26 protein-coding genes are annotated in these 24,894 nt (G+C 63.2%); 18 read left to right on the forward strand and 8 right to left on the reverse strand.

What is annotated here, in order from left to right; translation table 11 throughout:
- Positions 1–109 precede the first annotated feature (109 nt).
- Both HG262_RS00165 and HG262_RS00170 read left to right on the forward strand, forming a co-directional pair.
- Positions 110–1,669: an MlaD family protein gene (locus HG262_RS00165; RefSeq protein ID WP_348984348.1), complete on the forward strand. Its 1,560-nt coding sequence runs from the start codon at positions 110–112 to the stop codon at positions 1,667–1,669.
- A gap of 168 nt (positions 1,670–1,837) precedes the next feature.
- Complete coding sequence (locus tag HG262_RS00170; RefSeq protein WP_169269107.1) at positions 1,838–2,095, forward strand: hypothetical protein; 258 nt, start codon at positions 1,838–1,840, stop codon at positions 2,093–2,095.
- 7 nt (positions 2,096–2,102) lie between these two features.
- On the opposite strand, the gene HG262_RS00175 is transcribed toward HG262_RS00170, so the two are convergent.
- From HG262_RS00175 to HG262_RS00185, 3 genes are all read right to left on the reverse strand, one after another.
- Complete coding sequence (locus HG262_RS00175) at positions 2,103–2,411, reverse strand: hypothetical protein (RefSeq protein WP_169269108.1); 309 nt, start codon at positions 2,409–2,411, stop codon at positions 2,103–2,105.
- 113 nt (positions 2,412–2,524) lie between these two features.
- Complete coding sequence (locus HG262_RS00180) at positions 2,525–3,958, reverse strand: MFS transporter (protein WP_348984349.1); 1,434 nt, start codon at positions 3,956–3,958, stop codon at positions 2,525–2,527.
- A gap of 92 nt (positions 3,959–4,050) precedes the next feature.
- A complete protein-coding gene (locus HG262_RS00185) occupies positions 4,051–4,635 on the reverse strand; it encodes a TetR/AcrR family transcriptional regulator (RefSeq protein WP_169269109.1) in 585 nt (194 codons plus the stop codon).
- Positions 4,636–4,729: 94 nt separating this feature from the next.
- On the opposite strand from HG262_RS00185, the gene HG262_RS00190 reads away from it, so the two are divergent.
- Both HG262_RS00190 and HG262_RS00195 read left to right on the forward strand, forming a co-directional pair.
- Positions 4,730–5,920 (forward strand): MFS transporter, encoded by a 1,191-nt coding sequence (locus HG262_RS00190; RefSeq protein WP_169269110.1) that lies wholly within the window; start codon positions 4,730–4,732, stop codon positions 5,918–5,920.
- A gap of 65 nt (positions 5,921–5,985) precedes the next feature.
- The gene (locus HG262_RS00195) at positions 5,986–6,384 is read left to right on the forward strand and encodes a RidA family protein (RefSeq protein ID WP_169269111.1); all 399 of its coding nucleotides are present in this window, start codon (positions 5,986–5,988) and stop codon (positions 6,382–6,384) included.
- A 10-nt stretch (positions 6,385–6,394) separates the two neighbouring features.
- On the opposite strand, the gene HG262_RS00200 is transcribed toward HG262_RS00195, so the two are convergent.
- Positions 6,395–7,306 (reverse strand): LysR family transcriptional regulator, encoded by a 912-nt coding sequence (locus HG262_RS00200; RefSeq protein WP_169269112.1) that lies wholly within the window; start codon positions 7,304–7,306, stop codon positions 6,395–6,397.
- 128 nt (positions 7,307–7,434) lie between these two features.
- Here HG262_RS00200 and HG262_RS00205 point away from each other — a divergent pair, with 128 nt between their 5' ends.
- Genes HG262_RS00205 through HG262_RS00215 form a run of 3 tightly spaced genes read left to right on the forward strand, consistent with a single transcriptional unit; the run spans position 7,435 to position 9,346 of the window.
- On the forward strand, positions 7,435–8,589 hold the full coding sequence (locus HG262_RS00205; RefSeq protein ID WP_169269113.1) for a DSD1 family PLP-dependent enzyme: 1,155 nt from the start codon (positions 7,435–7,437) through the stop codon (positions 8,587–8,589).
- Positions 8,590–8,626: 37 nt separating this feature from the next.
- Complete coding sequence (locus tag HG262_RS00210; RefSeq protein ID WP_169269114.1) at positions 8,627–9,022, forward strand: Rid family hydrolase; 396 nt, start codon at positions 8,627–8,629, stop codon at positions 9,020–9,022.
- A gap of 51 nt (positions 9,023–9,073) precedes the next feature.
- Positions 9,074–9,346, forward strand: coding sequence for a hypothetical protein (locus HG262_RS00215; protein ID WP_169269115.1), 273 nt, complete (start codon positions 9,074–9,076; stop codon positions 9,344–9,346).
- Positions 9,347–9,364: 18 nt separating this feature from the next.
- Here the strand turns inward: HG262_RS00215 and HG262_RS00220 are convergent, their stop codons facing one another.
- Positions 9,365–9,667: a DUF2513 domain-containing protein gene (locus HG262_RS00220; protein ID WP_006225318.1), complete on the reverse strand. Its 303-nt coding sequence runs from the start codon at positions 9,665–9,667 to the stop codon at positions 9,365–9,367.
- Between the two features lie 120 nt (positions 9,668–9,787).
- Here HG262_RS00220 and HG262_RS00225 point away from each other — a divergent pair, with 120 nt between their 5' ends.
- From HG262_RS00225 to HG262_RS00245, 5 genes are all read left to right on the forward strand, one after another.
- The gene (locus HG262_RS00225) at positions 9,788–10,186 is read left to right on the forward strand and encodes a hypothetical protein (RefSeq protein WP_169269116.1); all 399 of its coding nucleotides are present in this window, start codon (positions 9,788–9,790) and stop codon (positions 10,184–10,186) included.
- A gap of 95 nt (positions 10,187–10,281) precedes the next feature.
- Positions 10,282–10,602, forward strand: coding sequence for a hypothetical protein (locus HG262_RS00230; RefSeq protein WP_006225315.1), 321 nt, complete (start codon positions 10,282–10,284; stop codon positions 10,600–10,602).
- 370 nt (positions 10,603–10,972) lie between these two features.
- Positions 10,973–11,176 (forward strand): cold-shock protein, encoded by a 204-nt coding sequence (locus HG262_RS00235; RefSeq protein ID WP_006220190.1) that lies wholly within the window; start codon positions 10,973–10,975, stop codon positions 11,174–11,176.
- 115 nt (positions 11,177–11,291) lie between these two features.
- On the forward strand, positions 11,292–11,855 hold the full coding sequence (locus HG262_RS00240) for a DUF924 family protein (protein WP_169269117.1): 564 nt from the start codon (positions 11,292–11,294) through the stop codon (positions 11,853–11,855).
- 330 nt (positions 11,856–12,185) lie between these two features.
- A complete protein-coding gene (locus HG262_RS00245) occupies positions 12,186–12,392 on the forward strand; it encodes a cold-shock protein (protein WP_006225311.1) in 207 nt (68 codons plus the stop codon).
- Positions 12,393–12,563: 171 nt separating this feature from the next.
- On the opposite strand, the gene HG262_RS00250 is transcribed toward HG262_RS00245, so the two are convergent.
- A complete protein-coding gene (locus HG262_RS00250; protein ID WP_169269118.1) occupies positions 12,564–13,109 on the reverse strand; it encodes a TIGR00645 family protein in 546 nt (181 codons plus the stop codon).
- A gap of 264 nt (positions 13,110–13,373) precedes the next feature.
- Between HG262_RS00250 and HG262_RS00255 the strand changes: the two genes are divergently transcribed.
- The 5 genes from HG262_RS00255 (at position 13,374) to lon (ending at position 20,321) form a co-directional block, all read left to right on the forward strand.
- Positions 13,374–14,129, forward strand: coding sequence for a M48 family metalloprotease (locus tag HG262_RS00255; RefSeq protein WP_006225309.1), 756 nt, complete (start codon positions 13,374–13,376; stop codon positions 14,127–14,129).
- Between the two features lie 165 nt (positions 14,130–14,294).
- Positions 14,295–15,605 (forward strand): trigger factor, encoded by a 1,311-nt coding sequence (tig, locus tag HG262_RS00260; RefSeq protein ID WP_169269119.1) that lies wholly within the window; start codon positions 14,295–14,297, stop codon positions 15,603–15,605.
- Between the two features lie 4 nt (positions 15,606–15,609).
- Positions 15,610–16,263, forward strand: coding sequence for an ATP-dependent Clp endopeptidase proteolytic subunit ClpP (gene clpP / locus HG262_RS00265; RefSeq protein WP_006225307.1), 654 nt, complete (start codon positions 15,610–15,612; stop codon positions 16,261–16,263).
- A 102-nt stretch (positions 16,264–16,365) separates the two neighbouring features.
- Positions 16,366–17,664, forward strand: coding sequence for an ATP-dependent Clp protease ATP-binding subunit ClpX (gene clpX, locus HG262_RS00270; protein WP_006225306.1), 1,299 nt, complete (start codon positions 16,366–16,368; stop codon positions 17,662–17,664).
- A gap of 206 nt (positions 17,665–17,870) precedes the next feature.
- Entirely contained in the window at positions 17,871–20,321 is a 2,451-nt protein-coding gene (gene lon, locus HG262_RS00275) for an endopeptidase La (RefSeq protein WP_169269120.1), read from the forward strand.
- A 133-nt stretch (positions 20,322–20,454) separates the two neighbouring features.
- Here the strand turns inward: lon and lexA are convergent, their stop codons facing one another.
- Both lexA and HG262_RS00285 read right to left on the reverse strand, forming a co-directional pair.
- Positions 20,455–21,105, reverse strand: coding sequence for a transcriptional repressor LexA (gene lexA, locus HG262_RS00280; protein WP_169269121.1), 651 nt, complete (start codon positions 21,103–21,105; stop codon positions 20,455–20,457).
- Between the two features lie 159 nt (positions 21,106–21,264).
- Positions 21,265–22,464, reverse strand: coding sequence for an amino acid aminotransferase (locus HG262_RS00285; RefSeq protein ID WP_169269122.1), 1,200 nt, complete (start codon positions 22,462–22,464; stop codon positions 21,265–21,267).
- 76 nt (positions 22,465–22,540) lie between these two features.
- On the opposite strand from HG262_RS00285, the gene uvrB reads away from it, so the two are divergent.
- Positions 22,541–24,673 (forward strand): excinuclease ABC subunit UvrB, encoded by a 2,133-nt coding sequence (gene uvrB / locus HG262_RS00290; protein ID WP_248293178.1) that lies wholly within the window; start codon positions 22,541–22,543, stop codon positions 24,671–24,673.
- Positions 24,674–24,894: the final 221 nt, after the last annotated feature.

Below are 24,894 nucleotides of genomic sequence, written 5' to 3' on the forward strand. Positions count from 1 at the left end.
GGACGTGTTCACAAAGGGGATGTCCTCTATGGCTGAGTCTGGTTCTGCCGCTGGTCAACCGCCATCGCCCGTGCCGCGCGGGCGGCGGCGACTCTCCTGGATCTGGCTCGTGCCCATCGTCGCGGCGCTGGGCGGACTGCTGCTGGTGGTGCAGGTCTGGCTGAACGCGGGACCCACGGCCATCATCCATTTCCAGACCGCCGAGGGGCTGGAGGCCGGCAAGACGCAGGTGCGCTACAAGGAACTCGCCGTCGGCCTTGTGGAGCGCCTGGCCCTGAATCCGGATCGTTCGGGGGTGGACGTGACGGTCCGCCTCGAAAAGGACGCCATCGGCCTGCTGCAGGAGGGCACGGTGTTCTGGGTCGTCAGGCCGCGCCTGACGCTAAGCGGGGTGTCCGGCTTGAGCACATTGCTGTCCGGTTCCTATATTGGCCTGGACCCGTCGGGACACCGCGGCAAGGACGCGCCGCGGCCGAAGAGCCAGTACGAATTCACCGGGTTGGAAGTGCCACCCGAGGTGTCTCAGGACCGCGCGGGCAAGCGCTTCACGCTGCATGCACAGGACCTCGGATCGCTGGACATCGGGTCGCCCGTCTACTACCGCCGCATCGCGGTGGGGCAGGTGGTGGGGTACCGGTTGTCCAAGGGCGGACAAGGCGTCGATGTGCAGGTGTTCGTCGATGCCCCCAACGATGCCTATGTCAACGCGGGCACGCGCTTCTGGAACGCCAGCGGCGTGGACTTCAGCGTCGATGCGCGCGGCCTGCGGATGCGGTCGCAATCCCTGCTGTCCGTAATTGTCGGCGGAGTGGCGTTCGACACGCAGGAACAACACAGCCATCAGGCAGCGGCGGGGGACGCGTCGTTTGTCATCTATCCCAACGAGGAGGCGGCCCGTGCGCAACCCGATGGCGTGCCGCTACGCATCCGTATGCGCTTTGACCAGTCGGTGCGTGGCCTGGCGGTCGGCGCACCCATCGATGCCTACGGCGTGACGATCGGCCAGGTCGAAGCGATCAACCTGGATTTCGACAGGAGCGCCCGGCAGTTCTACGCGGTGGTCTCCGCCACGCTCTATCCCGAGCGTCTGGGCGGGCAGACGTTAAGCGAGATCCAGGATTACGCCGGAGGCGACCTGGAGCATCCCAGCGGGAAAGTGTTGGCGGCGATGGTCAAGCGCGGCACGCGCGCGCAGTTGCGTATCGGCAACTTGCTGACAGGCCAGTTGTATGTGGCGATGGTCGAACTCCCGAACTCCAAGCCCGTGGAGTTCAAGATGGAAGACGAACCTTTCATCCCGACCGCGCCGAATAACCTGGATCAGTTGCAGCAGCAGATCAACAGCATCCTCACCAAGCTCGACCGCGTGCCGTTCGACGCGATCGGAACCGAGCTTAGCGGGGCGTTGCGCGCGGCATCGAGCCTGGTCAGGCGGATGGACACGCAGTTGGCACCCGAGGCACAGGCCTTGCTGCGGCAAGCCAACCGGTCGCTGGCGGCGGTTGGCGGGCTGCTGGCGCCGGATTCCGTGCTGCCCCAGAACACCGATACCGCCTTGCGCGAACTGGCCAGGGCGGCCAGATCGTTGCGGGAACTATCGGATTACCTCCAGACGAATCCGGAGGCGTTGCTTAAGGGAAGGGCGCCGGACGCGCCGGCTCGCCGGTAGGGGTTTGCCGGCGGTATTTTTTTCATTTAAGGCGGCGCCTTTACCGCGGCGGCGGCCACGGTCGGGCGGGCATGGCGCCGCGGGCTCGGGTACGGCACTTGCTGCAAGCATTGCGCGACCGGCCGCCGGATGTTGGGCGCCGGCGTGGTATCCGAGGGGGACAATCGTATGGACCACAGTGAAATGATGGTGCGCATGATCTCGCAGCCCGTTGCGCCGGGCAAGCTCGACGGCTGGGACGGCATACTCTCGGCCTACGCGGACTGCCTGCTGCAGGTGCAGGCCAAACTGTCGGACGCGGATGTCAGGCGTTTCCTGGAAGTCGGCGCGCTGGTTTTTCGCACGTGCTGTCAGGAAGAAGCGAGGCAGCGCTGGACGGCCGAGGAGTTGGCCGCCTTCCACCGCAAGCGCGAATTCGGTGTGTAGCGAGGCCTCAATACAAGCATTGGCTAAGGTTGAATTTGCGGCCGAATGCCCGGATTTCGTCGCCCTCCACGGAGGCGGCCACGTCCCAGTGGCTGCCGCGGGTGACCAGAAACGACTGGCCCAGCAGGGCATGGCGCAGCGCAAATTGCCAGAACGCGGATTCCGTGCCGACCGGCTCCAGTTCGTGCGGCCCAATCATCAGGCGCGTGGGCCGTGGCGTGGCCCCCATCGACCATCGCAAGGCGATCGCCACGAAGGCGAAGCGCGCCGAAAGCGAGGATGGTTGAACGCAAAGCAGTCGGATCTTGTTGCTCATGGACGTCACCCTGTTCAGGTGCCGTCAGCGTAGCAAAGACCCGTGCGGCGTTCCATACCGCGTTTGGTGGATTTCAGTCCTTATGTTCCAAGATTCGCCGATACCCGGTAGCTTCAGGGCTTGCCGTCCGCGCTGCGCGTGACCCGGGCAAGCAGCAGCACCGCCAACGCGGGCGCGACGGCGAAGGCGGCGAACAGCCACCGGGCCGCGTGCTGCGCGCCCTCGACGCCGCCAGGATCCGCCAAGCCCGCGCTATTGGTGACGACGCCCGCCAACGCCGCGGTCACCGCCGACGCGTAGAGCTGCACGGTGGTGATCGAGGACGATGTCAACGTTTCTTCGCCTTTGGGCGCGGCGTTGAATATCCGGGTCAGCAGATGGGGCCACGCCAGCCCGATGCCGAAACCCACGCCCGCCAGCGCCACGATGTAGGCCGCCAGTCCCCCCAGGGACGACAGCATCCCCGTCTGCGGTGTCATGAGGGCCAGAGCGATCAACGACGCCAGAATCACGACGGGGCTGGTGCGCACCAGGCGATCGGCGGCGGTGCCCGTGCGCGTGGAACTGGGCATGGCGGCAAGCGTCCAGCCCGCCGCCATCGCCGCCGTCATATAGCCTGCAGTCAGCGGCGAAAGGCCGTGGATGACTTGAAGGAAATACGGCACGAAGATCTCGGTCGTGATGGCGGCGACCACCAGGCACATCACGGCATACAGCGCGCCCAGCGGTGCGCGCAAGGAATAGGCGCCTGTCGGCAGCAGGCGCCGCTTGGCGCGCGAGTCCACCCGGGCGATCAGCGTTGCAAGGGCCAGCCCCCCGGCGATGCCGGCCAGATTCCAGCCCAGATCCGTCGACAGGCTGGCAAGCGTGACGGCCAGCACCGAGGCCACCAGCAGCGCGAGTGTGCCCACGGGCAAAGACGAAGGCGGGGCAGGGGGCACCGAAGACCGGCCGCCGACCTTGATCGCCACGATCAAGGCCAGCGCCGCGGCAACGGGCAGCAGTGCCCAGAACGCCAGCCGCCAGTGGCCGGTCTGGGCGAAGACGCCGCCGATCGCCGGTCCGCACAACGTGGCCACGCCCCACATGCCCGAGACCAGCGCCATCGCGCGCGACCAGAGGGGCGCGTCGAACACTAAGCGGATCAGCGCGTAGCTCAAGGCAAAGAGAATGCCGCCGCCCAGGCCCTGGATGCTGCGGCCGGCCAGCAGCACGGGCATGGTCGGCGCCAGCGCACAGGCGACCGCGCCGGTGGTGAAAATGGCCACGGCCAGCAGGTAGGCGGCGCGCGGTCCGACGGTTTCGATCAGTTTGGCCGACAAGGCCGACCCGATGATGGAGGTCACGACGAACAGCGTCGTGTTCCAGGCGTAGTATTCCAGGCCGCCGATATCCTGGATGACGCTGGGCAGGATGGTGGTGACGATATAGACGTTGATGGCATGCAGCGCCACGCCGCCTGCCAGGGCGATCGAGCGCAGGGCGTTGGCGCCATGCAGCAGGTCGGCCCAGGAAGCGCTCGAATCAGGGGTTGTACTGACGGCCACAACGGTCTCCATCATTATTTAAGCAAGATTATGCTTGGATAATACGTGCGCGGCCCAACATGCGCAACTGAAGGCCTGCGATCAGCGGGGTCTTATCGTCGCAACAGGCCGCGCAGCAACAGATCCAATGCCTGCAAGGCATGCTCGAGGCGGGGCGCGTCATCGGGGGCGTCGGCGATCCAGAATGCGCTGTCGGTCAGGCTGCCGTTGACCAGCCGCGCAAGGGCCTGCGGGTCGGCGTTGTCGACGATGCGCGCCGTCATCAGGTCCTGCAGCAGCCCGGCAAGTGACGCGACGCATTGTTGTTGCGCGGCGTCGGACGTCGGACCCAGCACCGCCCGCGCGTCCTGCAGCACGATGCGGCGGATCTCGGGCTCGGTCGCCATGCGCAAGTAGGCCTGGCAGCGTCCACGGAACGCGTCCCAGGGTGCGGCGGCTTGCGCCGAAACGGCATTCAGGCGCTGATCGACCTCATCGTCGATTTGTTCGACGACGGCCGCCAACAAGCCTTTCTTGTCACCAAAATGGTGATACAAAGCCCCTCGCGTCAGCCCCGCGGAAGCGGTCAGGTCGTCCATGGACGTGGCGGCGTATCCCGCGCGTTGAAAGGCTTGGCGGGCAGTCGCCAGCAATTTGGCCCGGGTGGCTTCGATCATCTCGGCGCGCGAACGCGACATGCGGTTCTCCAGTGACATACGGCGCGTATGTTAATTGACATACGCAATGTATGTGAATACGATCTCGCCGTCTACCAGGTTCAAAAGGTTGTCGGTGTCCAATCCGTATCGTGAGTTGTTCAAGGCGCCTGGCGCCACGGGTTTCGTGTTGGCTGGCGCGATCGCGCGCCTGCCCTTGCCGATGATCGGCATCGGCATCATCACGATGCTGTCCGAAGTGCGCGGCGCGTACGGGCTGGCGGGCGCCGTTGCCGCGACGTTCGCGCTGGCCACGGCCTTGCTCGCGCCGCGCATTTCTCGCCTGGTCGACCAGCATGGACAGGAGCGGGTGCTGCCGGTGGCGGCGGGCATATGCGTGCTGGCGCTGATCGGCCTGGCGGCGTGCGTGCAATGGAACGCGCCGGATTGGGCGCTGTTCGTCTTCGCCGCGTTGGCAGGCGCTTTGCCCAGCATGCCCGCCATGATCCGTGCGCGGTGGACGGAAATCTATCGCGACCAACCCCAGCTGCGCACGGCTTACGCGTTGGAATCCGTCGCCGACGAACTCAGCTTCATCGTAGGGCCGCCGATTGCAGTGGGCCTGAGCGTGGCGCTGTTTCCCCAGGCGGCCCCGTTGGTCGCGGCGTTGCTGCTGGCTGTGGGCGTGACGGCATTCGTCCTGCAGCGGGCCACGGCGCCCGCCGTGCAAATCAGGCCGGCAGGGCGCGAGGCCTCGGTCCTGCGCATGCCCCCCATGCGGTCGCTGGTGGCCATGATGTCGGCCATGGGCGTGATCGTCGGCACGATCGATGTGCTCAGCGTTGCGTTCGCCCGCGCGCAAGGCGTGCCGGCCGGCGCCAGCCTGATCCTGTCTGCCTATGCCTTGGGCTCGTGTGTGGCGGGGCTGCTTTTCGGCGTGCTGAAATTCCAGATGCCGCTTGCCCGGATGCTGTCCATCGCCGCGGCGGTCACAGCCTTCACGACCTTGCCGCTGTTGCTGGTGAATGACCTGGTCACGCTCTCGCTGGGCGTGCTGCTGGCCGGGTTGTCGTTTGCGCCCACCATGATCATCGCCATGGCGCTGGTCGAAAGCAGCGTGCCCGGCCAGCGCCTGACCGAAGGGCTGACGTGGCTGGTGACGGGGCTGGGCGCGGGCGTGGCCGCGGGCGCGGCGATGGCGGGCTGGGTGGTCGACCATTACGGTGTGCGGGCGGGATTCTGGACGGCGGTCGCTGCAGGCGCGATCGTGCTGCTGGTGGCCTTGGCGGGCGCGCGGGCCGGCGCGGCGGGACGCGTCGCGTCCTGATCGCGCAGGTCGATAGAATGGCGGTTCCGGCGCGCTGCGGGGCGCGCCGTCCACAGGAGCACCTCATGTCTAGAACCGTCGTCAATCCCGACACTGTTTTCAACTCCGTCCAATACGGATTCAGCCAGGCCGTCATCGTGACCGGGCAGCGCAGGATGTTGCTGTCGGGTCAGGTCGGCGTCGATATCGACGAACGCACGGTCGGGCCGGGCTTGCAAGAGCAGACCGAGGCCGCGCTGGACAATGTCCAGCGCGTGCTGGCCGCGGCGGGCGGCACGCTGGCGCAGGTGATCATGCTGCGCATCTACATCTGCGAGACGGCCCGTGAAGACCAGGAAGTGATCGCGCAAGCCTTGCGCGACCGCTTTCCGGTGGACCCTCCGCCCTCGTCGTGGGTCATCGTCAGCGGGCTGTCCCTGCCCGAGTGGCTGGTCGAGATCGAAGCGGAAGCGATGCTGGACTGAGCAGGGCGATTCAGCCCTTTTCGCGCCAGGGCGTGGTGGCGAACGCCGCGCGCAGATGGGCCAGGAACCCCGAGGTGCGAGCGGACAAATCCTGGCGCGATTTCACCAGCGCCACGACATTGGCGTCGGGCAGGTTCCACCCGGCCAGCAGCGGCACCAGCGACCGGGCTTTCACGTGTTCGGCCACATCCCATTCCGACCGCGCGATGATGCCGTGCCCGGCCAGCGCCCACGCCACAGCGGCCGCCCCAGTATTGCTGGACAGCACGGGGGCGATCCGTACGCCGACCGCCGGCCCGCGGCCGCGCTTGAAGCGCCACAAGGTCACGTCCTCGTCGTTTTCGCGCAAGGCGATGCAGTCATGCTCGCGCAGGTCTTCAGGCTTGGCGGGTGCGCCGTGCCGCGCCAGATAGGCGGGCGACGCGCACAGGACGCGGCGGTTGGGCGCCAGCGGGTAAGCAACCAGCGTGGAATCGCGCAGTTCGCCGATATGCACCATCACATCCCAGTTATCGGTGGCCAGTCGCGGCGGACCGTCGGACAGGGTCAGGCTGGCGGTGATGTCCCCGCTGCTTTTCCGGAAACCGGCCACCAGCCCGGCCACGTAACGCTGGCCGAAACCCAGGGGCGCCACCACGCGCAGATGGCCGGCCACGACGCCGCGCCGACCTGCCAGTTCATCGGCCAGATCGCCCAATTCGCCGCAGATCTGCCCGGCCCGCAAGGCCAGCAGCCGGCCCTCGTCGGTCAGCGCGGTGCCGCGTCCGGACCGGTTGACCAGCCTGACGCCCAGGCGCTTTTCCAGCGCGTTCAGCCGCTGCGTGACGGCAGGGGGCGTCACGTCCAGGGCGCGCGCGGCCTGCGCCAGCGATGGCGTGGCCGCCAGGCTCATGAAAAAACGCAGGTCGTCAGTGGTGATCATTCAGATTCACATTAATTGAAAATTAAGCCTGTATTAAACACGCATGGACCGCGGCGCGCCATACTGCCTGCTACCTGACCCAGGCCTGCCTGGCGTCCATCCGATCCGACCTGCCGAGACCCACCCCGATGACTATCCTCCGTCCGCCGACGTCCCTGGATTCCCTGGACACCCCTTGCTTGCTTCTGGACGAAACCCGCATGATGCGCAATATCCAGCGCCTGAATGCGCTGATGGCCGGCCACGGGGTGCAATTGCGGCCGCATCTTAAGACGCCTAAATCGATCGACGTGGCACGGCGCGTGATGGCCAGCCCCCAGGGGCCGGCTGCCGTTTCCACACTGCAAGAGGCCGAGCAATTCGCCGCGGCCGGCGTCACCGATCTGCTCTATGCCGTCGGCGTGTCGCCCTCGAAGCTCGACCGCGTACTGGCCCTGCGTGAGAAAGGCGTGGACCTGACCGTGGTGGTGGATAGCGTCGAGGCCGCCCAGGCCGTCGCCGCCCGCGCCACGGCCACGGGCGGCCCCGTGCCTACGCTGATCGAGATCGATTGCGACGGGCACCGCGCCGGCGTGCAGCCGGGCGACCACGGGCATCTGCTGTCCATCGCGCGCGTGCTGCATGCCGCGGGCTGCCTGCGAGGCGTCATGACCCATGCCGGCGAGTCCTATGGCTGCCGCAGCGCCGAGGCGATTGCCGACATGGCCGAACAAGAGCGCTGGGCCGCAGTCAGCTGCGCTGAAGCGATCCGTCAGGCGGGGCTGCCGTGCCCGGTCGTCAGCGTCGGTTCCACCCCCACCGCGCACTTTGCCCGCCACCTCGACGGCGTGACGGAAGTGCGCGCAGGCGTCTACGTGTTCTTCGACCTGGTGATGGCGGGGTTGGGCGTGTGCACGGTCGACGATATCGCGGCCACCGTGCTGACGACCGTGATCGGCCATCAGGCCGACAAGGGCTGGATCCTCGTCGATGCGGGTTGGATGGCCATGTCGCGCGACCGGGGTACTGCCAAGCAACCGGTGGATCAGCTTTACGGCCTGGTTTGCGACATCGACGGCGAGGTCTATCCCGATCTGTTGTTGGCCGAAACCAACCAGGAGCAGGGCATTATCACGCTGCGCGCCGGAAGCGACGCCCGGCTGCCCGATCTGCCCCTGGGGACGAAGCTGCGCATCATGCCGAACCACGCGTGCGCCACGTGCGCGCAGCACGACGCCTATCAAGTCGTGCGTCTGGGCGAGCCTGGCGTGGTGGCCCGCTGGGAACGCTTCCGCGGCTGGTAGGCCTCTGCCGTCTTCCCCACATCCACAGGAATCGACCATGGAATTGATCAACACCCCGGACGCCACGCCGCCCGCCGGACATTACTCGCAGGCGGTGCGGGCAAACGGTTTTGTCTTCGTATCCGGCCAACTGGGCTTTCTGGCGCCCGCGCAGGCCGGCGCCAAGCCGCAGCTGGCTGTGGGGGCCTCCGCCCAGACCGAAGAGGCCTTACGGAGCGTGAAGGCCATCCTGGCGGCCGCTGGCGCGTCGCTGGCCACGGTCGCCAGCGTCACGGTGTATATCCCGGACGTCGCGCTGTGGGATGAGGTGAACCGGGTCTACGAACGGGTATTCGGTGCCCACCGCCCCGCGCGGGCCATCGTGCCCACGCGTGAACTGCACTACGGCGCGCTGGTCGAGATCAGCGTGGTGGCGGTCGCCGCCCAGGGCTGATCCCGCGCCTATAATGCGGACGCCTTCATGCCTTCGGGGGAGAACGTTCGCATGCAGTACGAATATTTGTTCTGGTCCATGGCCGCGATGGTGGCGGCCGCGCTGATCGGCGGCTCGCTGTGTGGCCGCCTGCGCTCGGTCAAACACGTGCTGATCGGGGTGGTCGCGTTGGCCGTCGCGGTCTTCGTGGCGGTTTTCCTGCTGTCGCGCCATGGCGGCTTCAGCGACCTGTCGGCAATGCTGTCGATCGCCGCCTTCATGTTCAGCCTGGTGATCGGCACCGCCGCATCGCTGCTCACGCGGCGCATCTTGCAGCGCCGCTGAGCGCCAGGCGCTATCGCCTTATTCTTCGGCGTCGAAGTCTTCGGCGTCTTCTTCGTCGTCCTCGTCCTGCTCCAGGGCATCGTAGCCCTTCCACGTGATGCGCCAGCGCGTCGCGGCGGCGCTGGCGGCCGTCTCGCTGACCTGCTTGACCAGGCCGGCGTCCGACAACAGGTCCAGATGATGCGCAATGGTCTGCAGGCCTTGCTCTTCGGGGTGCGGGGCCAGGGCGGCGTTCTTGATGTCGTGCGTGCTCAGGTTGGGGCCAGGCGCGTCGCGCAGGGCGCCCAGAATCGTGACGACCAGATCGAAATCGCGTTGCATGATGTTCACCGTGTAGAAAATGGGTAAGCCGACAATAGCAGAGTTCCGTGGCGCCGATGCGACAGGGCGCAAGGCCGGGTTACAGTCCAGGGTTCTCGACAACGAAACACACAGAACGCTATGAAGAAACCCGCTGAACGCGATTGCCTCGCGCTGATCCCCGGCTACTCGGGCCAGGCTGCCAAGCTCTTTCTTTCGCGCGGCGAAGACGACCGCATCGCCGGCGTGACGGTCTACGACTTGCTGGGCCACGTCAAGCAACAGGGCGACGCCGAAGCGGCCGCCGCCTGGATCGGCGAATGGCTTGCCGAAGAGGCCGGCAACCGCAAGGCCCGCCGCACCCAGCTGCTGGCCCAGATGTTCATCTGCAAGCTGGCTGGCGACGAGAAGGCCGCCTTCCTGGACGCCCAGAAGCCGCTGATCCGCGTCCTGGCCGATGCCGGGGTGCGTTGCCGTAGCGTCGCCGCCACGTCCGGCGCCGCCAGGAAGTCCCTGGGACCGAATGTCAAGAAGCATTAGCATAAGGCTGTTATAGTCGCGCCTGGGCGTGAGATTGCACCTGCACGGTGCGTGCGTCCAAGCGGGCCCCGCCCGCTGATCAAGGAAGATTGAACATGGAAATAGTAAGTCGGCACCTTGCCGACGTGACGGGCGGCGTCGAGCTGCTCACGACGATTGATGGCGAGTCCATCAGCGTCTATGTCGTGGTGGGCGTAACCGATCTCAATGCGATCGCGGACATCGTCCCCATCGAAAAAGTCGAGGCTGGGGCGGATATACACGCTTCAAATGTCGACAATGTTGATAATGCGCAAGAACAAATCGACCAAGTCCTGGAAAATATGAATCCCGGCGACGTGGCGGTTTTCCTTTGCTCGGGTTCCGATGCTTTTGGCGCGGCACTCGATTTGTTGGGTTTACCTATCGACGAGTAAGCCTGGCGGCAAACCAAAGTGCCTATCTGAACGGCGTATGAAGGGTGTACGGGTTTAGACGGCATTTATATAAGCCTTGATTGTTTTTTTATGATGTATGGGTGTTTACACCTATGCAGGGACAAGTTTTGCCTATGAAAACGTGCAAATTTTCAACGCAGTTTCTCTTTGTTGCATTATTGGCACGTATTTTTTAGGATTATGTTGACTTGTGAGGGGAACATAACGATAGTGTCGGCACACGATCACAAGCGTTGCGATTTTCGTTCAGTGCCGTGCCTTTTCCGGCTCAGCGTTATTGTTCTACTGTCCCCTCCTTGATTGATTCGTGACCTCCGGGCATTTGCCCATTATCTCTAGGAAATACAGTATGGAAACCGGCGTCGTTAAGTGGTTCAATTCGGAAAAAGGCTATGGCTTCATCACCCCGGAAGCGGGTGGTAAGGATCTGTTCGCTCACTTCTCCGAAATCCAGGGTTCTGGCTTCAAGTCTCTGGAAGAGAACCAGCGCGTCAGCTTTGTGACGGCCAATGGCCCCAAGGGCCCGCAAGCCACGAAGATTCAGGTCCTGTAAAGGTCTGAGTTTTCAAAAAAGCCCCTTCGGGGGCTTTTTTTGTTTTTGCGCGGTATCCTCTGGTGCTGGCCGCAGATGTGCGCTGCCGCTTCTCAATGCCCCCAGGATCCTCGCTATGACTTCCCCCTCCCCGAAACCTCTCGCCGTGCAGGCGCAAGACGTGGTCGCGTTCTGGATGGATGCGGGGCCGCAGCAGTGGTTCAGCAAGAACGAAGCATTCGACGCCGAGTTCCGCCGGCGTTTCGAAGCCGCGCACTGGGCCGCCGCTGCGCGCGAACTCGATGACTGGCTGGAAGACGCAGACGGCGCCCTGGCGCTGATGATCCTGCTGGACCAGTTCCCGCGAAACGCCTTCCGGGGAACGGCGCACATGTTCGCCACTGATCCCTTGGCCCAATACTTCGCCGAACGCGCGATTGCTTCCGGTCAAGACCTTGCCGTTGATCCGCAGCTGCGCCAATTTTTCTATCTCCCGTTCGAACATGCGGAAAGCCTGGTGACGCAGAATCGCGGCGTCGCGCTGATGGAGCCCCTGGACGCGGATTCCCTGCGTTGGGCCGTTCTGCACCGCGACATCATCAAGCGCTTCGGAAGGTTCCCGCACCGCAACGCGGCGTTGGGCCGCCAGACCACTCAGGCCGAGCAGGAGTTCCTCGACGCTGGCGGCTTCTCGGGCTAAGGCGTCCGGCAGGGCGGATAAGGCCGGCCAGGCCAGGCGAAGCGCGCGGTATCGGCATGTATCAGTTCATGCCAAGGTGAAAATATTCTCTGGCGCGATGCGTTGACGGTAGGCCGTGTCCGGCAATTGCGCATGCCGGCTTGCGGCTTCCACCATTCGCATATTTGACGTTTTTCGGGGTTCACCAATACACTGAGTTCAGCGAGATTTTCAAGCGACGCGGTCTGCGTTAACTTGTCGCCGTCAGTGGTGCTGCGGTTGCTTCCTCTCCCATCCTTGATGATCTGGCGCCCCGCGAGCAATCGCACTTTCTAGGTTCAAGGACACTCCATGGCAACCGGCATCGTTAAGTGGTTCAACGCCGAAAAGGGTTATGGCTTCATCATGCCCGACGACGGCAGCAAAGACCTTTTCGCCCATTACTCCGAAATCCGCAGCGAAGGGTATAAGTCGCTGCAGGAAAACCAGCGCGTCACGTTCGAGGTCGGCACCGGTCCCAAGGGGCCAAGCGCCAAGAACATCAAGGTCGCGGCCTGATGTTTTCCGGGTAGCGCTCCGGGGCGGGATCCCGGTGTTCGGCCCATAAAAAAGCCCCCATGCGCAACGCATGGGGGCTTTTTTTTCGCCGGGCTGTCCCAAGGCAAAAGTGCTTCCTTGGAGGCAGCAAGCACGCAGCGCGTGCGAGGCTTGGGGGCGTTTTGCCTTGTTTTAGTGCTTTTGCGGGCTGGTCGTCGACAGCTTGTCCACCAACGCGATCCCCAGCGCCGAGAGGATGAACAAGGCGTGGATGATCGTCTGCCACATGACGCCTGCTTCGGTGAAGCGCGCGTTGGGCGTGCCGATCGTGCCGGCTTCGATGAAGGTGCGCAGCAAATGGATCGACGAGATGCCGATGATGGCCATCGCCAGTTTGACCTTGAGCACGCTGGCGTTGACGTGGCTCAGCCATTCAGGCTGGTCCGGATGGTTCTGCAGACGCAGGCGGGACACGAAGGTCTCGTAGCCGCCCACGATCACCATGACCAGCAGGTTCGAAATCATCACCACGTCGATCAGGCCCAGCACCAGCAGCATGATCTCCATTTCGCCAAAGCTGCTGGCGTGCGTCACCAGGTGCCACAGCTCTTTCAAGAAGAGCATGACGTAGACGCCTTGCGCGACGATCAGGCCCAAGTACAGGGGCAGTTGCAGCCAGCGCGAACTGAAGATCAGGCTGGGCAGCAGGCCTAGGCGGGGAGGGGGGGTGTTATGCATGTTGGGTGCGAGCCGTTTGTAATGGGGCGATGAAAAGTGCGGCGGCAATTCTATCAATGCCCGGACTGGACTGGCATGAGTTTTTTGTGGCGCGTTCATGTTGGGGAACGCTGCGCAATAGCACGCCTGCGCGCGGTCTGCTGGGCTTTTATGTAAGCGAAACTGCCATTTGCGAAACTCTGTGGCGAAACGCTTTGAGCGCTTTTGGCATGGATAGAATTGCCGCCTCACTCGCATAGAGCCAGTCAAGAGGAGTTTGTTCCCATGAAGATCCGCTACACCGTTGCCGCGTTGACCGTTGCGCTTGCCCCTTATTCTGCGTCGCATGCCCTCGATATCGGCGGCCTGGTGGGCGCCGGCAGCAAGGTCGTGCAAGCTGCCACCCTGAGCGACGCTGAAATCAAGACCTTGTCCGACAAGGCTTGCGCGCAAAGCGATTCGCAGGAAAAAATCGCCGCGCCGGGCAGCAAGTACGACGCCCGCCTGCAGAAGATCGCCAAGTCGCTGGGCGGTACGGTCAATGGCCAAAAGGCCAATTACAAGGTCTACATCACCAAGGACGTCAATGCCTGGGCGATGGCCAACGGCTGCATCCGCGTTTATAGCGGCCTGATGGACATGATGACCGACGACGAAGTGCTGGGCGTGGTCGGCCACGAAATCGGCCACGTGGCGCTCGGCCACAGCAAGAAGGCCATGCAGACGGCCTACACCGTATCGGCCGCGCGCGACGCCGCCGGCGCGGCCGGCGGTGCGACGGTCGCAGCCCTGAATTCCTCGCAGCTGGGCGACCTGACCGAGAAGTTCATCAACGCGCAATTCTCGCAATCGCAGGAAAGCGCCGCGGATGACTATTCGTTCGACCAGCTGCAGGCCAAGAAGCTCAATACCCGTGGTCTGGTGACGGCATTTCAGAAGCTGGCAGAGCTGGATGGCGGCAAGAGCGATATGATGAGCTCGCACCCGTCCTCGGCCAAGCGCGCTCAGCACATCGAAGATCGCATCGCCAAGGCCAAATAAAGACGCCGAAAAGGCGTTTCCCCTCCCTTTTCGGGCGGAAAACGGGGCGCGAGCATCCGGGCAAATCCGGGGCTCGCGCCCCTTTGCGTCAGGGATCCGGAAGTTTCCGGTAAAATGCCGCGTTTATCCGCCCGTAATCTCATCTCTCGGAAAATAGGTCTTTTAATGCAGCCTGTGGTTGAAACCCTCTCCGGCCTGGAGCGCCGTGTTGATCTGGCCGTCTCGGTGGCCGACGTCGAAAAGGAAGTCCAGGCGCAATTGAAGCGCGTGGCTCGCACCGCCAAGGTCCCCGGCTTCCGCCCGGGTAAAGCTCCGCTCGCCATGCTCGAGCGCAGCCATGGCCCCAGCATCCGCTACGACGTGATCAATAGCCAAGTTGGCCGTGCGTTCGAACAAGCCATCGACGGCGCCAAGCTGCGCGTCGCTGGCGCCCCGAACCTGGAACCCAAGACTGAAGGCGTCACCGACGACACGCTGGCGTTCACCGCTACGTTCGAGGTCTACCCCGAAGTCGCCGTGCCGGACCTGTCGTCCCTGGCCGTCACCCGCTTCGACACCGCCGTCACCGACGCCGAAGTCCAACAAACCCTGGACGTCCTGCGCAAGCAGCGCGCCACGTTCGAAGCCCGTGAAGGCCGCGCCTCGCAAGACGGCGACCGCGTCACGCTGGACTTCGCCGGCACCATCGACGGCGTGCCGTTCGAAGGCGGCAAGGCCGAAGACTTCCCGTTCGTGCTCGGCCAAGGCCGCATGCTGCCGGAATTCGAAGAAGCCGCCCGCGGCCTGAAGGCTGGCGAAACCAAGGTTTTCGAACTGAAGTTCCCTGACGACTACCAAGGTGTGGAAGTCGCCGGCAAGACCGCCGAGTTCACCATCACCGTCAAGGAAGTGGCTGAAGGCGTCCTGCCCGAACTGAACGGCGAATTCGCCAAGTCCCTCGGCCAAGCCGAAGGCGACATCGAAAAGCTGAAGGCAGACATCCGCAGCAACATCGAGCGCGAAGTCAAGGTCCGTTCGGCTGGCCGCACCAAGTCCAGCGTCATGGACGCCCTGGTCGAAGCCGGCAAGTTCGACGTGCCGAAGGCCCTGGTCGACAACGACGTGCAAGGCCGTGTCGCCGCTGCCCGCGAAGAGCTCAAGCAGCGCGGCATCCCGAACGCCGAGTCCGTGCCGATCCCGGCTGAAGCCTTCTCGACCGAATCCGAACGCCGTGTCCGCCTGGGCCTGCTGGTGTCGGAACTGGTCAAGCAAGCCCAGCTGCAAGCCAAGCCCGAGCAAGTTCGCGCGCGCATTGAAGAATTCGCCGAGAACTACGAACAACCCGCTCAGGTTGTCAGCTATTACCTGGCTGACCGCCAGCGTCGTGCTGAAATCGAGGCTATCGTGCTGGAAGACAACGTCGTCGCGCACGTGTTGGAAAAGGCCAAGGTCACCGACGAAAAGGTGCCTTTCGATCAGTTGATGGGGATGGCGTAACACTATGCAGAGATTCACCGATTTCTATGCGGCAATGAATGGCGGGTCTTCGGTGACCCCCACCGGCCTGGGCTACATTCCCATGGTTATCGAGCAGTCGGGGCGCGGCGAACGCGCCTACGACATCTATTCGCGTCTGCTCCGCGAACGGCTCATTTTCCTGGTGGGTCCGGTCAATGACGCAACGGCCAATCTGGTTGTGGCGCAGTTGCTGTTCCTGGAATCGGAGAATCCTGACAAGGACATTTCCCTGTACATCAACTCGCCTGGCGGGTCGGTGTATGCGGGAATGGCCATTTTTGACACCATGCAGTTCATCAAGCCGGACGTATCGACCCTGTGCACTGGCCTGGCGGCCAGCATGGGCGCGTTCCTCCTGGCGGCTGGCAAGAAGGGCAAGCGTTTCACGCTGCCCAACTCGCGGATCATGATCCATCAGCCGTCGGGCGGCGCCCAGGGCCAAGCGTCCGACATCCAGATCCAGGCTCGCGAGATCCTGGACCTGCGTGAACGCCTGAACCGGATCCTGGCCGACAATACCGGCCAGTCGATGGAGCGCATCGGCCTGGACACGGAACGTGACAACTTCATGTCCGCCGAAGATGCGGTATCGTATGGACTGGTGGACAAGGTGATGACCTCCCGCTCGGAAGGCTGACTTCCCGGTTGATCCAAACCCGCTGCCATCAAGTTTGAGTAAGCGCATGCGCTGGACCCTTTACCCGGTCTGGCGCATCTTTACCTGAGATACGAAACAAATATGCCTGAAAAAAAGGGATCGGCAGACGCAAAAGTGCTGCATTGCTCGTTTTGCAATAAAAGCCAGCATGAAGTCCGCAAGCTGATCGCGGGTCCGTCGGTGTTCATCTGCGATGAATGCATAGACCTGTGCAATGACATCATCCGCGAGGAAGCGCAAGCGACCGCGCGCGCGGCTATTCGTTCCGAACTGCCTACTCCGGCCGAGATCAAGACCTTCCTGGACCAGTACGTGATTGGGCAGAATTCGCCCAAGCGCATGCTGGCCGTGGCGGTCTACAACCATTACAAGCGCATTCGTCACGGCGAGATCAAGGGTGACGAAGTCGAGCTCTCCAAGAGCAACATCATGCTGATCGGCCCCACCGGGTCGGGCAAGACGCTCCTGGCCCAGACGCTGGCGCGCATGCTGAATGTGCCCTTCGTCATGGCTGACGCCACCACGCTGACTGAAGCCGGCTACGTGGGCGAAGACGTCGAAAACATCATTCAGAAGTTGCTGCAGAACTGCAACTACGAAGTCGAGAAGGCGCAGCGCGCCATCATCTACATCGACGAAATCGACAAGATTTCCCGCAAGTCCGATAACCCGTCCATCACCCGTGACGTGTCGGGCGAGGGCGTGCAGCAGGCCTTGCTGAAGTTGATCGAAGGCACGGTTGCCTCGGTGCCCCCGCAGGGCGGCCGCAAGCATCCCAACCAGGACTTCGTCCAGGTCGACACGACGAACATCCTGTTCATCGTCGGCGGCGCCTTCGATGGGCTGGAAAAGGTCATCCGCGACCGCACCGAGAAATCGGGCATCGGTTTCTCGGCGTCCGTGCGGGCCAAGTCCGAACGTGGCGTGGGCGAACTGTTCTCGGAAGTCGAACCCGAAGATCTGATCAAGTTCGGTCTGATCCCTGAGCTGGTCGGCCGCCTGCCTGTCGTCGCTACGTTGGACGAGCTGGACGAAGCGGCCCTGGTGCAGATCCTGACCGAGCCCAAGAATGCCTTGCTCAAGCAATTCCAGAAGCTGTTCGCGATGGAAGGCGCCGAGCTCGATCTGCGGCCTGCCGCCTTGAAGGCGATCGCCCGCAAGGCGCTCAAGCGCAAGACGGGCGCCCGCGGCCTGCGTTCGATCATCGAACAGACGCTGCTGGACACCATGTACGAGTTGCCCTCCCAAGGCAACGTCAAGCGCGTCGTGGTGGACGAAAACGCCATTGAAGGCGAAGGCAAGCCCCTGCTGATCTACGCCGACGAAGCCGGCGAAACAGAAAAGCCGGACCGCGGAGAAGTCCGCGACGCCGCAGCCTGATATTTCAAAAAAACCCGTTCCTGTAACGGGTTTTTTTCCTTCCTGGCGACCCTCAGGGGCATTTTTTTTTGCCTTTCGTTTATCGGGCCGCCGGGATCTTGAATTTTCGGCTATTGTTCCCATAACAGACGTAACTGACGTGGATAGCTCGGGGTATACCCCGGCCTCCTGTCCCCGATACGCCGAGTCATACCGAGGAACCTCCTATGTCTGCCAGCCAGACCCTGCCTTCCGACCCGATCGACCTGCCCCTGCTTCCACTTCGCGACGTCGTGGTGTTCCCGCACATGGTCATCCCGCTGTTCGTCGGCCGTCCGCGCTCCATTCGCGCGCTCGAGGTTGCGATGGAAGCGGGCAAAAGCATCATGCTCGTGGCCCAAAAGTCCGCCGGCAAAGATGACCCCACCCCTGAAGACGTCTACGAGATTGGTTGCGTAGCCGGCATCCTGCAGATGCTCAAGTTGCCCGACGGCACCGTCAAGGTGCTGGTCGAAGGCACCCAGCGTGCCCGCATCAACACCATCGAAGACGCCGATTCGCATTTCACCTGCCAGGTGACCCCGATCGAGCCGGACGCCATGCAAGGCTCCGAAACCGAGGCCCTGCGCCGCGCGATCGTTGCCCAGTTCGAACAGTACGTAAAGCTCAACAAGAAGATCCCCCCGGAGATCCTGACCTCGCTGGCAGGCATCGATGATGCCGGGCGCCTGGCCGACACGATCGCCGCGCATCTTCCGCTGAAGCTCGAGCAGAAGCAGAAGATGCTCGAGATCGTCGGCACCTCCGAGCGCCTTGAAGGTCTGCTCACTCAGCTTGAAACCGAAATCGACATCCTCCAGGTCGAAAAGCGGATTCGCGGCCGCGTGAAGAAGCAGATGGAAAAGAGCCAGCGCGACTACTACCTGAATGAGCAGGTCAAGGCCATTCAGAAGGAGTTGGGCGAAGGCGAAGAGGGCGCGGACATCGAAGAGCTTGAAAAGAAGATCATCGCTGCCCACATGCCTAAAGAGGCGCGCAAGAAGGCCGATGCCGAGCTCAAGAAGCTCAAGCTCATGTCGCCCATGTCGGCTGAAGCCACCGTGGTGCGCAACTACATCGATACGCTCATCAACCTCCCCTGGAGGAAGAAGAGCAAGATCAACAACTCGATCGCCAACGCCGAGACGGTGCTGGACAACGACCATTACGGTCTGGAAAAGGTCAAGGAACGCATCCTGGAATATCTTGCCGTGCAACAGCGCGTGGACAAGGTGAAGGCGCCGATCCTGTGCCTGGTTGGACCTCCGGGCGTGGGCAAGACCTCGCTGGGCCAATCCATCGCCAAGGCAACGAACCGCAAGTTCGTGCGCATGGCGTTGGGCGGCGTCCGCGACGAGGCCGAGATCCGTGGCCATCGCCGGACCTACATCGGTTCGATGCCGGGCAAGATCGTCCAGAACATGTCGAAGGTCGGCGTGCGCAATCCGCTGTTCCTGCTTGATGAAATTGACAAGCTGGGCATGGATTTCCGTGGCGACCCCTCTTCGGCGTTGCTCGAAGTGCTGGATCCGGAACAGAACCACACGTTCCAGGACCACTACATCGAAGTCGACTTCGACTTGTCGGACGTCATGTTCGTGGCCACCAGCAATACGCTGAACATTCCGCCGGCGCTGCTCGACCGTATGGAAGTGATCCGCCTGTCTGGTTACACGGAAGAGGAAAAGATCCATATCGGCCGCGACCATCTGCTGCCCAAGCTGATGAAGAACAACGGCGTGAAGGATACCGAGCTGACGGTGGACGACTCCGCGCTGCGCGACATCGTGCGCTACTACACCCGCGAAGCTGGTGTGCGTGCGCTCGAACGCGAAGTGGGCAAGATCTGCCGCAAGGTCATCAAGCAATTGCTGACCCAGACCGATCGCGCCAAAGCCGAAGGCAAGACCCTTGAGGTCAAGCCGGTCAATGTCACGGGTGAAAACCTGAGCGACTACCTGGGCGTGCGCCGCTACACCTTCGGCATGGCCGAAAAGGAAAACCAGATCGGTCAGGTGACCGGCCTGGCGTGGACGGAAGTCGGTGGCGACCTGCTGACGATCGAAGTCGCGGACATGCCCGGCAAGGGCGTCATCCAGCGCACGGGTTCGCTCGGCGATGTGATGAAGGAATCGGTTGAAGCGGCTCGTACGGTGGTGCGCTCGCGTGCCCGCCGTCTGGGGTTTGCCGACAGCGTGTTCGAGAAGCACGACATGCACGTGCACGTGCCGGAAGGCGCGACCCCCAAGGACGGTCCGTCCGCGGGTATCGCGATCACGACCGCCATGGTCTCGGCCTTGTCGCGCATCCCGGTGCGCGCCGATGTCGCCATGACCGGCGAGATCACGCTGCGCGGCGAAGTGCTGCCGATCGGCGGCCTGAAGGAAAAGCTGCTGGCTGCGCACCGTGGCGGCATCAAGACGGTCTTGATCCCGGAAGAAAACGTCAAGGATTTGGCGGAGATCCCGGACAACGTCAAGAACCACCTTGAGATCGTGCCAGTCCGTTGGATCGACAAGGTGCTGGAATTGGCCCTGGAACGCCTGCCCGAGCCGCTGGCCGAGGAAGAAGCGGTAAAGGAGCCCCTGGTGGCCAAGCCGGCTGAGCCGGGTTCGACCGATCCGGTGCTCAAGCACTGATCGCGACCCCAAGGGCGCCTTCGAAAGAGGGCGCCCAATGAAAAACCCCGCTGCGGCGGGGTTTTTTATTGCTCGGAGGCTTTGACGTTTGACGCGAGCCAGGCGTGACGCCGAGGAGGCGTCGCGGACTGGCTCAATGCAGCGCGTGCGTGCGGATCAGGCCGACCGCGATGCCTTCCAGGGCGAATTCCTGGTCAGCTTCAACCACGATGGTCTGGAAGTCCGGGTTTTCGGGCAGAAGCTCGATATGCCCGTTGGTGCGTTGAAGGCGCTTGACGGTGACGTCGTCGCCCAGGCGGGCCACGACGATCTGGCCGTTGCGGGCTTCAGAGGCCTTTTTCACGGCCAGCAGGTCCCCTTCGAGGATGCCAGCGTCGCGCATGCTCATGCCGCGCACTTTCAAGAGGTAGTCGGGTGCTTGCGCGAACAGGTGGGGGTCGACGCCCACTTCGCGTTCAACGTGCTCTGCTGCCAGGATAGGGCTGCCGGCAGCTACACGTCCTACCAGCGGCAGCAGCAGCTGCGCCAGCGAGGGCATGGACAAGGAAGCTTGCGTGGAGGCGGGTGCGCCGTCTTTCAGGCGGATGCCCCGCGAGGCGCCGGCGGTAAGCTCGATGGCGCCCTTGCGGGCCAATGCCTTGAGGTGGTCTTCCGCCGCGTTGGGCGAACGGAAACCCAGGGCCTGGGCAATTTCGGCACGCGTCGGCGGGAAGCCGGTGCGCATGACGGTTTGCCGGATGAGGTCCAGGATTTGCTGCTGGCGATCGGTGAGTTTGCTGGCCATGGCGATGATCCGGTGTTAGCGGACTGTACATATATACAGCGCCATTCTGGGGGACATACCGCAAAAAAGCAAGCCAGTCGCCGGCTGTAAACGCAAAACGGAGCCCGAAGGCTCCGTCTTTCAGCGGCTGGGCCCGAAGGCCCGCTTCTGGTGTGCTGGTTACAGCACGGCGGCGATGCCGGCAGCGACCTTGTCGATGTTGCCGCTGTTCAGGGCGGCAACGCAGATGCGGCCGCTGGACACGGCGTAGACGCCGTGCTCTTCACGCAAGCGGTCCACTTGCGCGGCGGTCAGGCCCGAATACGAGAACATGCCGCGTTGCTGCAGGACGAAGCTGAAGTCCTGCTTGCCGCCGTGTTCCTTGATCTTCTCGACCAGTTGCTTGCGCATCAGTCGGATGCGGTCGCGCATGCCGGCAAGCTCTTCTTCCCACATGGCGAAGAGTTCGGGCGTGTTCAGCACCGTCGATACCACCGTGCCGCCGTGGGTGGGCGGGTTGGAGTAGTTGGTGCGGATCACACGCTTCAACTGGCTGAGCACCCGGGTGGCTTCATCCTTGCTGCCGGCCACGACCGTCAGGGCGCCCACGCGTTCGCCATACAGCGAGAACGACTTGGAGAAAGACGAGCTGATGAACATGGTCATGTCCAGGTCGGCGAACATGCGCACGACCGAGGCGTCTTCCGTCAGTCCGTCGCCAAAGCCCTGGTAGGCGATGTCGAGGAACGGGACCAGATTGTTTTCCTTCACGACGGCGGCGATCTGCTTCCACTGGTCGGCGGTAGGGTCTACGCCGGTCGGGTTATGGCAGCACGCGTGCAGCACGACGACGGTCTTGGCCGGCGCGGCTTTCAGGTCCGCCAGCATGGCGTCGAAATTCAGGCCGCGGGTGGCGGCGTCGTAGTACGAGTAGGTGCCGACTTCAAAGCCGGCGCGCTCGAACAGGGCGCGGTGGTTTTCCCAGCTGGGGTTGCTGATCAGGACCTTGGAGGTCGGCAGCAGCTGGCGCAGGAAGTCGGCGCCGATCTTCAGCGCGCCCGTGCCGCCCAGAGCCTGGGTGGTCAGTACGCGGCCGGCGGCGGCCAACGGGGATTCCTTGCCCAGCAACAGCGCCTGGGCGCCCTGGTTGTAGCCGGCGATGCCTTCGATCGGCAGGTAACCGCGTGCGGCGGCAGCCTCGATGCGGGCGGATTCGGCTTTGCGTACGGCGCCCAGCAGGGGGATCCGTCCCTGATCGTCGTAGTACACGCCCACGCCCAGGTTGACTTTACCGGGACGCGTATCCGCGTTGAATTGTTCGTTCAGACCAAGAATGGGGTCGCGCGGCGCGAGTTCGACGGAATCGAAAAGGTTGCTCATGGGACTCTGATGAGGATGGGTGGACGCAGTACGGTGTGCTGTGGATAATGGGGGGTTTACCCTGGAACAGTCTAGCATGCCAAAGAGCCCAATAGACCCGAGCAGCGCGGGAGATCTGAACGATGATCTCGCTGCGGATCTGACGGCGGCGCCGGCATCGGCTGCGTCCCTGGCGGGGCTGGATGCCAAGCCCAGATTCGTCGAGTATCCGGACAGCCCGTTTCAGCTTTATCAGCCTTATCCGCCCGCGGGCGACCAGCCTGCCGCCATCGACGGCCTGACGCAGGGGGTTGAAGACGGCCTCATGTTCCAGACGTTGCTGGGCGTGACAGGATCGGGCAAGACCTTCACCATGGCCAACGTGATCGCCCGGATGGGGCGCCCCGCGCTGGTGCTGGCCCCCAACAAGACGCTGGCCGCGCAGCTCTACGCCGAAATGCGCGAGTTCTTCCCGAAGAACGCGGTCGAGTACTTCGTCTCTTACTACGATTACTACCAGCCGGAGGCCTACGTGCCGACGCGCGACCTGTTCATTGAAAAGGACTCGTCCATCAATGAGCACATCGAGCAAATGCGGTTGTCGGCCACCAAGAGCCTGCTCGAGCGGCGCGACACGATCATCGTGGGCACGGTCTCGTGCATCTACGGTATCGGCAATCCGGGCGACTATCACGCGATGGTGCTGATCCTGCGCAGTGGAGATCAGATCTCCCGTCGTGAGATCCTGGCCCGCCTGGTCGCCATGCAGTACACGCGCAATGACGCGGAATTCACCCGCGGGGTGTTCCGGGTGCGCGGCGAAAGCATTGACATCTTCCCGGCGGAAAGCGCCGAACTGGCGTTGCGCCTGACGCTGTTCGACGACGAGATTGAAAGCCTGGAGCTTTTCGACCCGCTGACCGGCCGCATCCGCCAGAAACTGCCGCGCTTCACCGTCTATCCCGGCTCGCACTACGTGACGCCGCGCGACACCGTTCTGCGCGCCATCGAGACCATCAAGGAAGAACTGCGCGAGCGCGTCAAGCGTTTCGTCGATGACGGCCACCTGGTCGAGGCGCAGCGGCTGGAGCAACGCACCCGGTTCGACCTGGAAATGCTGCAGGAGCTGGGCTTCTGTAAAGGCATCGAGAACTACTCCCGGCACCTGTCCGGCGCGGCGCCCGGGGATCCCCCGCCTACGCTGATCGACTACCTGCCGTCGGATGCGCTGATGTTCATCGACGAGAGCCACGTCACCATCGGGCAACTGAGCGGCATGTACCGCGGTGACCGATCGCGCAAGGAAACGCTGGTGCAGTACGGATTCCGCTTGCCGTCGGCGCTGGACAACCGGCCGCTCAAGCTTGAGGAATTCGAGACACGGATGCGCCAATGCGTCTTCGTGTCGGCCACGCCCGCCGCCTACGAGAAGGAGCACGCCGACAACGTGGTGGAGCAGGTCGTGCGGCCGACCGGTCTGGTCGACCCGCTGGTCGAAGTGCTGCCGGCCCGTACCCAGGTGGACGACCTGCTTGGCCAGATCAAGGCGCGCGTGACGGTGGGCGAACGTGTGCTGGTCACGACGCTGACCAAGCGCATGGCGGAAGACCTGACGGACTTCCTGAGCGAGCACGGCGTGAAGGTGCGCTATCTGCACTCCGACATCGACACCGTGGAGCGCGTGGAAATCCTGCGCGACCTGCGTCTGGGCACGTTCGACGTGCTGGTGGGGATCAACCTGCTGCGCGAAGGGCTGGACATCCCGGAAGTGTCGCTGGTGGCCATCCTGGATGCCGACAAGGAAGGCTTCCTGCGGTCTGAGCGCAGCCTGATCCAGACGATCGGCCGCGCGGCGCGCAACCTGAATGGGCACGCGATCCTGTATGCGGACCGTATTACGGATTCGATGCAGCGCGCCATGGAGGAAACCAGCCGCCGCCGTGCCAAACAGCTGCAATTCAACATCGACAACGGCATTACGGCCCGAGGGGTCCAGAAGGCGGTGCGCGAGCTGATCGACGGTATCGTCGCGCCGGTCCAGCACGATGCGCTTGAAGCCGCGGTGCCGGCGGAATTCCTGAAAGATGAAAAGGCCTTGGCGCGCGAGCTCAAGCGCCTGGAAAAGCTGATGATGGATCATGCGCGAAACCTGGAATTCGAGCAGGCCGCCGCCGCCCGCGATGCGCTGACGGCATTGAAGCAGCGGGTGCTTCTGGACGGGGCAGTGTAGAGAGAAAGTATCTAAATGTGTTTTTATGCTGACAGGATGCTGAAAATATGTAAAACCCGCGCCGTTGCAATCGCGGCTTAACAATCTTCTCGGATCCTGCGAAATCAAGCTCGATTCCCGCGTTCGGATATTTTTCAAGTCATTGATTAATAAGAATAAAGTGTGCGGATCTGCTTGCCTTTATCCAATCGGGTAATTGCAAAAAAAGCTTGCCTTATCTC

Origin of the sequence: Achromobacter sp. Bel (genome assembly GCF_012928505.1) — a bacterium.
Lineage (GTDB): Bacteria > Pseudomonadota > Gammaproteobacteria > Burkholderiales > Burkholderiaceae_B > Achromobacter.

Excerpts from the sequence above, each read along its gene's own strand:
- HG262_RS00230 (WP_006225315.1), top strand. The coding sequence starts at position 10,282 with ATGGAAATAGTAAGTCGGCACCTTGCCGACGTGACGGGCGGCGTCGAG.
- HG262_RS00255 (WP_006225309.1), top strand. The coding sequence starts at position 13,374 with ATGAAGATCCGCTACACCGTTGCCGCGTTGACCGTTGCGCTTGCCCCT.
- HG262_RS00205 (WP_169269113.1), top strand. The coding sequence starts at position 7,435 with ATGACTATCCTCCGTCCGCCGACGTCCCTGGATTCCCTGGACACCCCT.
- HG262_RS00220 (WP_006225318.1), bottom strand. The coding sequence starts at position 9,667 with ATGCAACGCGATTTCGATCTGGTCGTCACGATTCTGGGCGCCCTGCGC.
- HG262_RS00215 (WP_169269115.1), top strand. The coding sequence starts at position 9,074 with ATGCAGTACGAATATTTGTTCTGGTCCATGGCCGCGATGGTGGCGGCC.
- uvrB (WP_248293178.1), top strand. The coding sequence starts at position 22,541 with ATGCCAAAGAGCCCAATAGACCCGAGCAGCGCGGGAGATCTGAACGAT.
- HG262_RS00170 (WP_169269107.1), top strand. The coding sequence starts at position 1,838 with ATGGACCACAGTGAAATGATGGTGCGCATGATCTCGCAGCCCGTTGCG.
- HG262_RS00245 (WP_006225311.1), top strand. The coding sequence starts at position 12,186 with ATGGCAACCGGCATCGTTAAGTGGTTCAACGCCGAAAAGGGTTATGGC.
- tig (WP_169269119.1), top strand. The coding sequence starts at position 14,295 with ATGCAGCCTGTGGTTGAAACCCTCTCCGGCCTGGAGCGCCGTGTTGAT.
- HG262_RS00200 (WP_169269112.1), bottom strand. The coding sequence starts at position 7,306 with ATGATCACCACTGACGACCTGCGTTTTTTCATGAGCCTGGCGGCCACG.
- lon (WP_169269120.1), top strand. The coding sequence starts at position 17,871 with ATGTCTGCCAGCCAGACCCTGCCTTCCGACCCGATCGACCTGCCCCTG.
- HG262_RS00185 (WP_169269109.1), bottom strand. The coding sequence starts at position 4,635 with ATGTCGCGTTCGCGCGCCGAGATGATCGAAGCCACCCGGGCCAAATTG.
- HG262_RS00240 (WP_169269117.1), top strand. The coding sequence starts at position 11,292 with ATGACTTCCCCCTCCCCGAAACCTCTCGCCGTGCAGGCGCAAGACGTG.
- HG262_RS00225 (WP_169269116.1), top strand. The coding sequence starts at position 9,788 with ATGAAGAAACCCGCTGAACGCGATTGCCTCGCGCTGATCCCCGGCTAC.
- HG262_RS00250 (WP_169269118.1), bottom strand. The coding sequence starts at position 13,109 with ATGCATAACACCCCCCCTCCCCGCCTAGGCCTGCTGCCCAGCCTGATC.
- lexA (WP_169269121.1), bottom strand. The coding sequence starts at position 21,105 with ATGGCCAGCAAACTCACCGATCGCCAGCAGCAAATCCTGGACCTCATC.
- clpX (WP_006225306.1), top strand. The coding sequence starts at position 16,366 with ATGCCTGAAAAAAAGGGATCGGCAGACGCAAAAGTGCTGCATTGCTCG.
- clpP (WP_006225307.1), top strand. The coding sequence starts at position 15,610 with ATGCAGAGATTCACCGATTTCTATGCGGCAATGAATGGCGGGTCTTCG.
- HG262_RS00210 (WP_169269114.1), top strand. The coding sequence starts at position 8,627 with ATGGAATTGATCAACACCCCGGACGCCACGCCGCCCGCCGGACATTAC.
- HG262_RS00195 (WP_169269111.1), top strand. The coding sequence starts at position 5,986 with ATGTCTAGAACCGTCGTCAATCCCGACACTGTTTTCAACTCCGTCCAA.
- HG262_RS00235 (WP_006220190.1), top strand. The coding sequence starts at position 10,973 with ATGGAAACCGGCGTCGTTAAGTGGTTCAATTCGGAAAAAGGCTATGGC.
- HG262_RS00285 (WP_169269122.1), bottom strand. The coding sequence starts at position 22,464 with ATGAGCAACCTTTTCGATTCCGTCGAACTCGCGCCGCGCGACCCCATT.
- HG262_RS00175 (WP_169269108.1), bottom strand. The coding sequence starts at position 2,411 with ATGAGCAACAAGATCCGACTGCTTTGCGTTCAACCATCCTCGCTTTCG.